The following is a 12,800-nucleotide window of genomic DNA, read 5'->3' as shown; positions in this document are numbered from 1 at the left end:
CCATGATCGTGCAACGTCATGCTGTGACGACCGTGCTGGCCGCGACCGCCCTGCTACTGACGGCCGGCTGCTCCTCCGACGACGACGGAGGAGGGGAGGCCACCCCGTCCCGTTCGTCCGGGAACGCCTCCCCCGGAGGGTCCCCGTCCGCGTCGGCCCCCGCACAGACCACCGACACACCCCCGCCGGCCAAGGGCACCGTGAACGTCGTGCGGACCGTCACCGAGGGTCTCGACAGCCCCTGGGGCCTCGCCCCCCTCCCCGACGGCAGTCTCCTCGTCTCCTCGCGCGACGAGGCGACGATCACCCGGGTCGACACCAAGACCGGCAAGAAGACCGAGGTCGGCGAGGTACCCGGGGTGTCGCCGGCGGGTGAGGGCGGCCTGATGGGCCTGGCCCTCTCCCCGGACTACGCCTCGGACCACATGGTCTACGCCTACTTCACGTCCGAGGGCGACAACCGCATCGTCCGGATGCTCTACGACACGGACAGGCCGGCCGGCGACCAGCTCGGCGCCCCGGACACGATATTCCGCGGCATCCCCAAGGGCTTCATCCACAACGGCGGCCGGATCGCGTTCGGCCCCGACAAGATGCTGTACGCGGGCACGGGCGAGAGCGGCGACACGGGCCTGTCCCAGGACCGCGACTCCCTCGGCGGCAAGATCCTGCGGATGACCCCGGAGGGCGAGCCCGCCCCGGGCAACCCGTTCCCGGACTCGGCGGTGTACTCGTACGGGCACCGCAATGTGCAGGGCCTGGCCTGGGACACCCGGCAGCGGCTCTTCGCGTCGGAGTTCGGCCAGGACACCTGGGACGAGCTGAACGCGATCAAGCCGGGTGACAACTACGGCTGGCCGGAGGCCGAGGGCGAGTCGGACGACTCCCAGTTCCACAACCCGGTGACGGAGTGGACCACCGACGAGGCCTCCCCGAGCGGTATCGCGTTCGCCGAGGGCTCGATATGGATGGCGGGCCTCGGCGGCGAGCGGCTGTGGCGCGTCCCGCTGGACGGCACGGAGGCGTCGGCGCACCCGCAGGCCTTCCTGGAGGGTGACTACGGCCGGCTGCGCACGGTCGTGTCGGCGGGCGGCAACAAGCTGTGGCTGGTGACCAGCGAGACCGACGGCCGCGGATCCCCGGGCGACGAGGACGACCGGATCCTGGAGCTGGAGGTCAGCTAGAGAAGCTCCTACGCGTCCGGGGCGGCCGGCGGCTTCTCGTCGTCCTCCTCGGGCGCCCTCACCACGACCTTGCCCGATTCCAGGTCTATCGGGCCACGGCCGGGGTCGGCGTCGCCGACGTCCTCGCGGGTCAGCTCCAGACGGTTCTGCTCGTCGGTGGTGTGCTTGCGGCCCGGGGAGAACAGTTCCTCGAAGGCGTTGAACATGGCTCTCCCTGGTCGGACGGCACGTATGACCCATAACGCCGGAAGGCCGTGGCGTCATCCCGCGGCGAGCGGTTCTTCCTCCGGCGCGGGGAACAGACCGAGCCGGTGGGCCACCGCGGCGGCCTCGCCCCGGCCGGAGACGCCCAGCTTGCCCAGGATGTTGGAGACGTGGACGCTCGCGGTCTTCGGGGAGATGAAGAGCTCCTCGGCGATCTGCCGGTTGGTGCGGCCGGCGGAGACCAGACGCAGGACGTCACGCTCCCGGCTGGTGAGGCCCAGCGCCTCGACCGGGTCCGCGGGGACGGGCTCGCGCCGGGCGTCCTGTTTGAGCGTGAGGCGGGCGCGCTGCGCGAGCAGGGCGGTGGCCTCGGCCAGCGGGCGGGCGCCGAGGTGGTCGGCGACGGTGTGCGCGAGCCGCAGCAGCTCCGTGGCGCGGGCGCGGGTGTCCTCGGCGACGGCCGTACCCGTGCCCGGGGCCGTACCCGTGCCCGGGGTGACGGTGGTGCCGTCGGTGCCGTCGGTGCTCGTGGCCGTGGTCAGGAGGGACTCGGCCAGGCGGAGGCGGACGCGGGCGAGTTCGTAGGGGCGCTCCAGGCATTCGAAGGCGGTGACGACGTCGGACCAGATGTCGGGGGTGGCGCTGCCCTCGGCGCGCTGGAGTTCGGCGCGGACCCACTTCTCGTGGGCGAGCCAGATGGGTGCGCCGGTGGTGAGGCGCTTGACGGTGGTGAGGATGCGTTCCAGCGCGGCCGTGCGGCCGGGCTGTGCGGCGGGCAGGGCACGGTGGTCGGCCTCGGCGGTGGCGGCGGCGAGCAGCAGCCGCCAGCCGTACTGCTGGGCGCCGGGCGGGATGCCGGCGTCGAGGGCGCGGTCGAGTTCGGCGCGGACGTCGGTGATGCGGCCTTCCGCGGACGCCACCCCGGCGCCGATGTAGGCCAGCGGGAGCCACTGCTGGGGCATGGGATCGTGGGTGCCGAAGTACCCGTGGGCGGCGGTCAGTTGGCGGCGTGCTTCGGCGGAGTCGCCGCGGGCCAGGGCGAGATGGGCCAGACACAGGGCGGCCGAGCCCAGGGGTTTGGCGCCGATGCCGCGGCGCAGCGCGTCGGACGCGGCCTTCGCGGACTCGTCCCAGCGGCCGAGGGAGTACTCCGAGTCGGAGAGGTTGGCGAAGATCCAGGCCAGGGTGTCCAGCAGCCGGTACTCCTTGGCGAACTCGACGCCCGTGCGCAGGATCTCGACGGCTTCGGCGGAGCGGCCGACGGTTTCGAGTCCGGACGGCAGATTGACGTAGACGCGTCCGGCGACATGGGCAAAGCCCTCGGCGAGGGCCAGTTCGCCGACCTCGCGCATCTCCGCGAGCCCGCCGGCGAAGTCGCCCGCGTCGACGAGGAGGATGCCGCGGGTGATCCGGGCGTTGAGCTCGGTCTCGCGGGCCTCGACCATCCGCGCGTAGTCCACGGCACGTTCGGCGGAGGCGAGGGCGTCGGCGCCGGGGGTGTGCATCATCGACCAGGCGGCGACGTTGTTGACGACCTCGGCGTGCACCTCGGAGGGCGGCAGGCCGCGTACGAGGTCCTGGGCGGTGGCCAGTTCCTGCCAGCCGTCGCCGCGGGCCTTGGCCTGCATCAGCCGGGAGCGCTGGACCCAGAACCAGGCGGCGAGCAGTGGGTCGTCCTCGTCCTCCACGAGCCGCAGCGCCCGCTTGGTGATCTTCAGGGCGCGTTCGTGTTCTCCGCAGAAGCGGCCGGCGACGGTGGCCGCGGCCATCAGGTCGAGATAGCGCAGGGAGGCGGTGGCGGGCTCGGTGCCGTCGGGGGTGCGGTAGACGTCGGCGTACTCGTCGGGGCCGAGTGCGGCCCTGACGTCCTCGGGAGCGGCGTCCCACAGCTCCATCGCGCGCTCCAGGAGCCGTAGCTGCTCCGAGTAGGCGTGGCGGCGGCGGGCGGCGACGGAGGCGTCCAGGACGGCGGGGAGGGCCTTGGCGGGGTCGTGCGCGTGGTACCAGTAGTTGGCCAGGCGCATCACGCGTTCGCCCGCGGGGACGAGGGTGGGGTCGGCGTCCAGGCACTCGGCGTAACGGCGGTTGAGGCGGGAGCGCTCGCCGGGCAGCAGGTCGTCGCTGATGGCCTCGCGGACGAGGGAGTGCCGGAAGCGGTAGCCGTCGGCCTCGGGGGTGGCGAGCAGGATGTTGGCGCCGACGGCGGCGCGCAGGGCCTCGATGAGGTCGTCCTCGGCGAGCCGGGCGACGGCCGCGAGCAGCCGGTACTCGACGGTGGAGCCGCCCTCGGCGACGATCCGGGCGACCCGCTGGGCGCTCTCGGGCAGCGCCTCGACGCGGACCAGCAGCAGGTCGCGCAGGGAGTCGGTGAGGCCGGTGCAGCAGCGCTCGACGGCGGCGACGGCTAGTTCCTCGACGAAGAAGGCGTTGCCGTCGGAGCGTTCGAAGATGGCGTCGACCTGGGCGGGGTCGGGTTCGGTGGCGAGGATGCCGGCTATCTGGCAGCCGACCTCCTCGCGGGTGAAGCGGCCCAGTTCGATCCGGCGGACGGTGCGCAGCCGGTCGAGTTCGGCGAGCAGGGGGCGCAGCGGGTGGCGGCGGTGGATGTCGTCGGAGCGGTAGGTGGCGAGGACGACGAGGCGGCCGGTGCGCAGGGTGCGGCAGAGGTAGGCGAGGAGGTGGCGGGTGGAGGCGTCGGCCCAGTGGAGGTCCTCCAGGGCGACGACGACCGTGCGGTCGGCGGCGACGCGCTCCAGCACACGTGCGGTGAGTTCGAAGAGGCGGGCCATGCCCTCCTCGTCGTGGCGTCCGGCGCCGGTGTCGCCCAACTCGGGGAGCAGCCGGGCCAGTTCCTCCTCCTGGCCGGCCGCGGCGGCGGCCAGCTCCGCCGGCAGTTCCCGGCGCAGCGCGCGCAGGGCCGCGGAGAACGGGGCGAAGGGCAGCCCGTCGGCGCCGATCTCGACACAGCCGCCGAGGGCGACGACGGCGCCCCGGCGGCAGGCCGCGGTCGCGAACTCCTCGACGAGCCGGGTCTTGCCGACGCCCGCCTCGCCGCCGACGAGCAGCACCTGCGGCTCGCCGGGCCGGTCCGCGCCCCGGCCCGCGGCACGGACCAGGGCGTCTTCGAGTGTGCTCAGTTCGTCGGCGCGACCGACGAACACGGGACTGACGGACCTGTTCTCCACGGTCCCGAGCATCGCACGGCGGTCTGACAGTGGGGCAGCGGTTTTGTGGAGCGGGCCGGCCGTACGGCGGGCAAGGTCCGTACGGCGGGCAAGGTCCGGGGTGCCGACCGCGCGAAGCGCCGTAACCCCGGCCCCTCCCTGGCGGCCCCCGCCGTCCCCGCGCCCCTCGTCGGCCCCACTGTCCCCGCGCCCCCCGCCGTCCCCGTCGGCCGGTGCCCCCGGTGCGGACACCCCCGCGCCCCACACCGGGGCACCGGCCGGCGCGGTGGGGCCGGCGCCGGGGGCTGTTCCCCCGGCGCCGGCCTCGCCCGGTGCGGAGCTCACGCGGCGCGTGGGAAGCGCAGGCGGCGCGGGCGGCTGCTATGCGACTCACCCGCCGCTCGGTTTCCTGCGGCGCGTTCCTCGGCCTCGCGGCGCGCGGCGCGGCCCTGCCGGACGGCCTCGCGGGCCAGCCGGGAGTGCTCGGCGCGGCGGATCAGCTCGTCGGAGCGCAGCTGCTGGATCTCGTACTCGAACATCTCGTACCCCCTGTGAAGTGGTGGCGCTTCCCTCGTGGTGAGGGGCCGTCTCGCGGTCCGTTCTCCGCGATGCCTCCACTTTCGTCTCCCAGGGGGTGCGGCCACATCGGGAGAGTTCCGCATCTTCGCCGGTGGCCGGGGCCTTAGACACGCGTAAGGGGCCTCAGGGTGTACGTGAATGCCTTACGTACGCCCTGAGGCCCCTGGTGTGCGGGCTAAGACCCCTGGTGAACCGTGGTGGATCAGCTGGTCGACGGAATGCCGAGCAGTACGTCGGTGTACTTGAGGACGGCCAGGATCAGGCCGATGACACCGAGGGCCACGCCGGCCCAGGAGACCGACTTGATCCAGACGGCCTGCGGCCGGCCCGGGGCGCCGAACGCCGGCCGGACGAGGACCGCGGCGCCGACCAGCGCCGCGACCAGGGCGAAGATGCCGCCCCACAGCGCGGTGGCCTGCCAGGCGTTGCCGTAGACCGCTTCGAGCTGTGCCTCGACGGTGGCGTTCGTGGAGGCCTGCATCTCCAGCTGGCCGGTGATGTTCTCGCGCGCGGAGGCGACGGTGCCGACCCAGCTGCCGGTCAGCGCGACCAGGCCGAGGACCGCGGAGACGACCGCGGCTGCACCCTGTCCGACACCGGAGGGGCCCTCCGCCCGGACCTCGGCGGCCTCGGGTTCGAGGTCGTCGCCGTCGGCGACCGCCGCGGAGTCCGGCTCCTCGTTGTCGGCGTTGTCAGCGTTGTCGGCGCTGTCGCCGTTGTCGCCGTTGTCGGCGTTCTCCTTCTCGACGCCCTCGCTCTCGGTGACGGCGTCGGTGTCCGTCACCTCGTTGCTCTCGGGCCGAGCGGCCGTGGTGGCCGCGGTGCCGGTCTCCGCCTCGTCGTCAGTCTTGGTACCCATGCCGCGCACCGTACGGACCGAGTCTGAGAAGTTTCTTAAAGATCGCTGTTGGTGTCCCGCGCGCGTGCGGCACGCCATTCCGGTGCCAGAACGGCCCAAATCTCGTAGTCCTGACGAATGCCCCGCCAGGGAAAGGACTCGCGGAGCACTCCCTCGCGGGTGAGGCCGAGGCGGGCGGCCACCTTGATGCTGGCCGTGTTGCCGGACGCCGCGTGCCACTCCACGCGGTGCATCCCGCGCTCCAGGACGGCCCAGTCGATGAGCACCCGGCACGCGCGCGTGACGAGTCCCCGTCCGGTGCCGGCGGGCTCCAGCCAGCAGCCGATCTCGCAGACTCCGGTCGAGGTGTCGAAGATCCGGAAGAGGACACCGCCGACGAGCTTTCCGTCGAGCCACACTCCGTGCAGGGAGCCGGAGTCGGCGGCGCGCATGTCGGCGTACCGCTGGAGGACCTCCCGCGCGGAGTCGACGCCGGTCGCCTTCGAACCGAACGGAATGTGCTCGTTGATGTGGTCCCGCCCGCGGTCCAGATGGGCGAGGAACTCCTCGGCGTGCCACGGCTCCAGGGGGCGCAGCTGTGCCCCGTCGTCACCCAGCGATATCGCGTACATCCCGCTCGCGCTCCCTCTCGAACTCCTCTTCGACACCGGCGAGCCTCTCATGAACGGCCCGGCACTCGGGCGGCTCGATGCTGATCCGCGGCAGCCGGCGGTCGAGGGCGCGCGGCAGCCACCAGTTGGCGTCGCCGAGGAGGTGCATCAGGGCGGGCACCAGGAGGGTGCGCAGCACAAACGCGTCCAGGGCCACGGCGGCGGCGAGCGCGATGCCGAACATGGCGATCACCCGGTCGCCGCTGAGCACAAAGGCGAGGAAGACGGAGATCATGATGACCGCGGCCGAGTTGATCACGCGGCTGGTCTCGGCGAGTCCGACCCGGACCGCGCGGCGGTTGTCGCCGGTCTCCAGCCACTCCTCGTACATCCGGCTGACGAGGAACACCTGGTAGTCCATGGAGAGTCCGAAGAGGACCGAGACCATGATGACCGGCAGGAAGGGTTCGATGGGGCCCGCACGTCCCAGGCCCAGCAGTTCGCTGCCCCAGCCCCACTGGAAGACGGCGACGACCACGCCGAACGCGGCGGCGACGGCGGCCACGTTCATCACGGCGGCCTTGAGCGGGATGCCGACCGAGCGGAACGCGAGCAGGAGCAGCAGCGAGCCGAGGCCGATGACGACACCGACGAACAGTGGCAGTTTCCCGACGATCACATCCGCGAAGTCGTCGTAGCCGGCGGTGACTCCGCCGACGTGCAGGTCGAGCGAGTTGCCCAGCTGCGCGCGGGGCAGCACCTCGTCGCGCAGCCGGTCGACGAGGTCGCTGGTCCGTCCGGACTGCGGGGCCGACTCGGGTACGACGGTCAGATACGCGGTGTCGCCGCCGGCGCTGAAGGTCACCGACGAGGCGGAGGCGACGCCCTCGGTGGCGCGCAGGGCGCGGTCGAGGTTGTCCAGGGCGAGTTTGTCGCCGGCGCCGTGTACCTCGGCGACCACGGTGAGCGGGCCGTTGATACCGGGGCCGAAGCCCTGCGCGAGCAGGTCGTAGGCCTGTCGTGTGGTTGTCGTCCCGGGGTTGTTGCCCTGGTCGGAGGTGCCGAGCCGGAGGGCGAGGGTGGGCAGCGCCAGCAGGGTGATCACCACGAGGGCGACGGCGCCGAGCTTCCTGGGGTGCCGTTCGACGAACGCCGACCAGCGGGCCGCGAACCCGGTGGGCAGCTCGGGCTGCGGGCCGTGTTCGGCGAGCCGGCGCCGCTCGCGGCGGCTGAGCGCGCGCATACCGATCAGGGACAGCAGCGCGGGCAGCAGGGTCACCCCGGCGGCGACGGTGAGCAGCACGGTCAGCGAGGCAGCCACGGCGACGCCGTTGAGGAAACCGAGCCGCAGGATCAGCATCCCGAGCAGGGCGATGCAAACGGTCGCGCCCGCGAACACGACCGCGCGTCCGGTCGTCGCCACGGCCTGGGTGGCCGCCTCCGTGACACTCAGCCCGCGTTTCAGGCCGCGCCGGTGGCGGGTCACGATGAACAGCGCGTAGTCGATGCCGACGCCGAGCCCGACCAGCATGCCGAGCATGGGCGCGAAGTCGGCGACGGTCATGGTGTGTCCGAGCAGCACGATGCCGGAGTAGGCGGTGCCGACGCTCACCAGGGCGGTGGCGATGGGCAGCAGTGACGCGGCGAGCGAGCCGAAGGCGAGGAACAGCACGGCCGCTGCGACGGCCACACCCACGAACTCGGCGAGATGCCCGCCGGAGGACTCGGTGGAGCCGACCGCGGTGCCGCCCACCGCCACCTGGAGCCCGTCGCCCGCCGCGGCCCGCGCGGTGTCCACCACGGCCTGCACGCGCGCGTCGCCGACCTCGTCGGCCCGTCCGCCGAAGGTGACGGTGGCGTAGGCGGTCCGGCCGTCCTCGCTGATCCTGCCCGTGCCCTGGTCGCTGTAGGGCCCGTTCACGGCGGCCACCGACGGGAGTCCGGCGATCTCGTCGAGGGTGCGGGTCATGGTCTGCTCGACGTCGGCGGCACGCACACCGGCGTCCGGGGCGGCGGAGGCGCCCGTGTGCCATACGACGGTGGCGTCGCCGCCGCCGAACCCGGGGAAGCCGCGCTCCAGAAGCCCGGTGGCACGGCCGGACTCGGTGCCGGGGACCTCGTAGTCGTTGGAGTACGCGGAGCCGGTGACGGCGGCGGCAGCGGTCACACCGCCGAGGGCGGCGAGCCACAGCAGGACGACCACGAGGCGGTGGCGGACACACCAGCGTGCAAGGGCTGCCACGTACCTGCTCCCAGGGTTGCGATGTGTGGATCTTTGACCGGGAACAGTCGTCCAGGACGTGAACGGCCCGCAAAGAACGTATGAGCAATCGCAGGACACTCTTGCAGCACAAAATGATCGTTTGCCGCATTCGTGGGTTTGTTCACAGGAAAGGGACCCAGGTCACTGGACAGTTCCGCCCAACGTGACGTCCGCCGAGCGACTGAACACGCAGGAGGGGGATGCGCCGGTCTCGGCACATCCCCCTCCTCCTGGTGCTGCCGGGGTCAGCCCTCGCCGACGCCCAGCTTCTCCAGGATCAGTTCCTTGACGCGGGCCGCGTCGGCCTGACCGCGGGTCGCCTTCATGACGGCGCCGACCAGGGCGCCGGCCGCGGCCACCTTGCCGGCGCGGATCTTGTCCGCGACGCCCGGGTTGCCGGCGATGGCCTCGTCGACGGCGGTGCCGAGCGCACCCTCGTCGGAGACGACCTTCAGACCACGCTTGTCGACGACCTCGTCCGGTGTGCCCTCGCCCGCGAGCACACCTTCGATGACCTGACGGGCCAGCTTGTCGTTCAGATCGCCGGAGGTGACCAGCGCGGTGACCCGGGCGACCTGCTCCGGCGTGATGGCCAGCTCGTCGAGCGAGGTGCCCGACTCGTTGGCGCTGCGCGCCAGTTCGCCCATCCACCACTTGCGGGCGGACGCGGCGTCGGCACCGGCGTCGATCGTGGCGACGATCGGGTCCAGCGCCCCGGCGTTGATGATCGACTGCATGTCGAACGCCGAGATGCCCCACTCGGCGAGCAGCCGGTTGCGGCGGGCCAGCGGCAGCTCGGGCAGCCCGGTGCGGATCTCCTCGACCCACGCGCGCGAGGGGGCCACCGGCACCAGGTCCGGCTCGGGGAAGTACCGGTAGTCCTCGGCCTCCTCCTTCACGCGGCCCGAGGTCGTGGACCCCGTGTCCTCGTGGAAGTGCCGGGTCTCCTGGATGATCGTGCCGCCCGAGTTCAGCACCGCGGCGTGGCGCTGGATCTCGAAGCGGGCCGCACGCTCCACGGAGCGCAGCGAGTTGACGTTCTTCGTCTCACTGCGCGTGCCGAACTTCTCGCGGCCGTGCGGGCGCAGCGACAGGTTCACGTCGCAGCGCATCTGACCCTGCTCCATACGGGCCTCGGAGACACCGAGCGCCTTGATGAGCTCGCGCAGCTCGGCGACGTAGGCCTTGGCGACCTCGGGAGCGCGCTCCCCCGCACCCTCGATCGGCTTGGTGACGATCTCGATGAGGGGGATGCCGGCCCGGTTGTAGTCGAGCAGCGAGTGCGAGGCGCCGTGGATACGGCCCGTCGCGCCGCCGACGTGCAGCGACTTGCCGGTGTCCTCCTCCATGTGGGCGCGCTCGATCTCCACACGGAAGGTCTCGCCGTCCTCCAGCTGTACGTCGAGGTAGCCGTTGAACGCGATCGGCTCGTCGTACTGGGAGGTCTGGAAGTTCTTCGGCATGTCCGGATAGAAGTAGTTCTTCCGGGCGAAGCGGCACCACTCGGCGATCTCGCAGTTCAGCGCGAGGCCGATCTTGATCGCGGACTCCACGCCGGTCGCGTTGACGACGGGGAGCGCGCCGGGCAGGCCGAGGCAGGTCGGGCAGGTCTGGGAGTTGGGCTCGGCACCCAGCTCGGTCGAACAGCCGCAGAACATCTTGGTCCTGGTGCCGAGTTCGACATGGACCTCAAGGCCCATGACGGGGTCGTAGGTCGCCAGCGCGTCCTCGTACGACACCAGGTCGGTCGTGGTGGTCACGGTGAAACTTCCCTCTCAGCCCAGCAGGACGTCGTCGTCGCCCAGCCGCTTCAGCTCGCGGTAGAGAATGGCGAGGCCGGTGACGATGGCGGCGGCGGACACGGCGGCGTCGACGAGGCGCAGGAAGTCGCCGTCCTGGCGGGCGAGCTTGGCCTGCTTGGCGACACTGAGCGCACCGACGGCGGTGCTGCCGAGCGACACGTAGAGCCCGGTCTTCGACTTCTTGAAGTTCTTGGCCTTCTTTGCCATGGCACTCACAGCGACGGAGCCTCCTCAAGCAGCGGGTGACCCCACCTTTCCACGAAGGCGGCCTCAACGGCGGCGCCGACCTTGTAAAGGCGGTCGTCCTTCAGCGCGGGCGCGATGATTTGCAGGCCCACCGGGAGGTTGTCCTCCGGGGCGAGACCGCAGGGCAGCGACATGGCCGCGTTGCCCGCGAGGTTGGTCGGGATGGTGCACAGATCGGCGAGGTACATCGCCATCGGGTCGTCCGCCCGCTCGCCGATCGGGAACGCGGTGGTCGGCGTGGTCGGCGACACGATCACGTCGACCTGCTCGAACGCCTTCTCGAAGTCGCGCGTGATGAGCGTACGGACCTTCTGGGCGCTGCCGTAGTACGCGTCGTAGTAGCCGCTCGACAGGGCGTAGGTGCCGAGCATGATGCGGCGCTTGACCTCGGGGCCGAAGCCGGCCTCGCGGGTGATCGAGGTGACCGCCTCGGCGGAGTGCGAACCGTCGTCGCCGGTACGGCGGCCGTAGCGCAGACCGTCGAAGCGGGCGAGGTTGCTCGAACACTCGGACGGGGCGATCAGGTAGTACGCCGACAGCGCCAGGTCGAACGACGGGCAGTCCAGCTCCACGATGTCGGCGCCCAGCTCCTTGAGCAGCGCGACGGACTCGTCGAACCGCTGGATGACGCCGGCCTGGTAGCCCTCGCCGCGGAACTGCTTGACGACGCCGACGCGCATCCCGGCGACACTGCCGTTGCGGGCGGCCTCGACGACCGGCGGGACGGGCGCGTCGATCGACGTCGAGTCCAGCGGGTCGTGCCCGGCGATCGCCTCGTGCAGCAGGGCCGCGTCCAGGACCGTACGGGCGCAGGGGCCGCCCTGGTCGAGGGAGGAGGAGAAGGCGACCATGCCGTACCGGGAGACCGCCCCGTAGGTCGGCTTCACGCCGACCGTGCCGGTCACGGAGGCCGGCTGGCGGATGGAGCCGCCGGTGTCGGTGCCGATGGCGAGCGGGGCCTCGTAGGCCGCGAGGGCGGCACTGGAGCCGCCGCCGGAGCCGCCGGGGATCCGGGTGAGGTCCCAGGGGTTGCCGGTGTGGCCGTAGGCGCTGTTCTCGGTGGAGGACCCCATGGCGAACTCGTCCATGTTGGTCTTGCCGAGGATGACCACGTCGGCGGCCTTGAGCCGCTTGGTGACCGTCGCGTCGTACGGCGGGATCCAGCCTTCGAGGATCTTGGAGCCGACGGTCGTCGGGATGCCCTCGGTGGTGAAGATGTCCTTCAACGCGAGCGGCACACCGGCCAGCGGGCCGAGCCGCTCGCCCCGGGCGCGCTTCTCGTCGACGGCACGGGCCTGGGCGAGGGCGCCCTCGCGGTCCACGTGCAGGAAGGCGTGCACCTTCTCGTCGACGGACTCGATACGGGCCAGGTGGGCCTCGGTGACCTCGACGGCCGTGAGCTCGCCGGAGGCGATCCTCCCGGCGATCTCGGCGGCGGTGAGCTTGATGATGTCCGTCATGCGGATTACTCCTCCCCCAGGATCTGCGGCACCTTGAAACGCTGCTGCTCCTGGGCCGGGGCGCCGGACAGCGCCTGCTCGGGGGTGAGCGACGGACGGACCTCGTCCGGCCGCATGACGTTCGTCAGCGGCAGCGGGTGCGAGGTCGGCGGTACGTCTTGGTCGGCGACCTCACTGACGCGGGCGACCGCGCCGATGATGTCGTCCAGCTGGCCGGCGAAGTGGTCGAGTTCTTCGGGCTTCAGCTCCAGACGCGCCAGCCGTGCGAGGTGGGCGACCTCCTCGCGCGTGATGCCAGGCATGCAGCGATCCTCTGGGGTGAGAGTGTTTGTTTTGGCCCAATCCTATGGGCCAGAGCCCCACGACCGTTAAACGGATGTCCCCGACGACCGAGAGCCCTTCGGCGCCACGAGGACGGCCCGTATCCCCCAGGGGCGCGGGGAACTGCG

11 protein-coding genes are annotated in these 12,800 nt (G+C 71.8%); 1 reads left to right on the top strand and 10 read right to left on the bottom strand.

Translation table 11 applies throughout. The features are described from left to right. Window positions 1-2: 2 nt before the first annotated feature. On the top strand, window positions 3-1,184 hold the full coding sequence (locus ACIQAC_RS28745; protein WP_402195780.1) for a PQQ-dependent sugar dehydrogenase: 1,182 nt from the start codon (window positions 3-5) through the stop codon (window positions 1,182-1,184). Window positions 1,185-1,192: 8 nt separating this feature from the next. Here ACIQAC_RS28745 and ACIQAC_RS28740 read toward each other — a convergent pair whose 3' ends face one another. The 10 genes from ACIQAC_RS28740 to gatC all read right to left on the bottom strand — a co-directional run bounded on the left by ACIQAC_RS28740 (window position 1,193) and on the right by gatC (window position 12,653). Further along, window positions 1,193-1,390, bottom strand: a complete 198-nt coding sequence (locus ACIQAC_RS28740; RefSeq protein ID WP_402195778.1) for a DUF6191 domain-containing protein — start codon at window positions 1,388-1,390, stop codon at window positions 1,193-1,195. 54 nt (window positions 1,391-1,444) lie between these two features. After that, window positions 1,445-4,585 carry an AAA family ATPase gene (locus tag ACIQAC_RS28735; protein WP_402195776.1) on the bottom strand — a complete coding sequence of 1,047 codons (3,141 nt, stop codon included), beginning with the start codon at window positions 4,583-4,585 and terminating at the stop codon, window positions 1,445-1,447. Window positions 4,586-4,893: 308 nt separating this feature from the next. After that, window positions 4,894-5,091, bottom strand: coding sequence for a hypothetical protein (locus ACIQAC_RS28730; RefSeq protein WP_402195774.1), 198 nt, complete (start codon window positions 5,089-5,091; stop codon window positions 4,894-4,896). Between the two features lie 242 nt (window positions 5,092-5,333). Next, window positions 5,334-5,990: a hypothetical protein gene (locus ACIQAC_RS28725; protein WP_402195773.1), complete on the bottom strand. Its 657-nt coding sequence runs from the start codon at window positions 5,988-5,990 to the stop codon at window positions 5,334-5,336. Between the two features lie 35 nt (window positions 5,991-6,025). Next, window positions 6,026-6,601, bottom strand: a complete 576-nt coding sequence (locus tag ACIQAC_RS28720; RefSeq protein ID WP_402195770.1) for a GNAT family N-acetyltransferase — start codon at window positions 6,599-6,601, stop codon at window positions 6,026-6,028. Beyond that, window positions 6,579-8,822, bottom strand: coding sequence for an MMPL family transporter (locus ACIQAC_RS28715; RefSeq protein ID WP_402195768.1), 2,244 nt, complete (start codon window positions 8,820-8,822; stop codon window positions 6,579-6,581). Before ACIQAC_RS28715 ends, ACIQAC_RS28720 begins: the two co-directional genes overlap by 23 nt. A gap of 266 nt (window positions 8,823-9,088) precedes the next feature. Further along, complete coding sequence (gatB, locus tag ACIQAC_RS28710) at window positions 9,089-10,603, bottom strand: Asp-tRNA(Asn)/Glu-tRNA(Gln) amidotransferase subunit GatB (protein ID WP_402195765.1); 1,515 nt, start codon at window positions 10,601-10,603, stop codon at window positions 9,089-9,091. A 15-nt stretch (window positions 10,604-10,618) separates the two neighbouring features. Further along, window positions 10,619-10,852: a hypothetical protein gene (locus ACIQAC_RS28705; RefSeq protein WP_402196221.1), complete on the bottom strand. Its 234-nt coding sequence runs from the start codon at window positions 10,850-10,852 to the stop codon at window positions 10,619-10,621. 5 nt (window positions 10,853-10,857) lie between these two features. Continuing rightward, complete coding sequence (gene gatA / locus ACIQAC_RS28700; RefSeq protein WP_402195763.1) at window positions 10,858-12,351, bottom strand: Asp-tRNA(Asn)/Glu-tRNA(Gln) amidotransferase subunit GatA; 1,494 nt, start codon at window positions 12,349-12,351, stop codon at window positions 10,858-10,860. Between the two features lie 5 nt (window positions 12,352-12,356). Continuing rightward, a complete protein-coding gene (gene gatC, locus ACIQAC_RS28695) occupies window positions 12,357-12,653 on the bottom strand; it encodes an Asp-tRNA(Asn)/Glu-tRNA(Gln) amidotransferase subunit GatC (RefSeq protein ID WP_004925108.1) in 297 nt (98 codons plus the stop codon). Window positions 12,654-12,800: the final 147 nt, after the last annotated feature.

It is taken from the genome of Streptomyces sp. NPDC088387, assembly GCF_044753385.1.
GTDB lineage: Bacteria > Actinomycetota > Actinomycetes > Streptomycetales > Streptomycetaceae > Streptomyces.
This window is presented reverse-complemented; position numbering and strand designations above follow the sequence as displayed.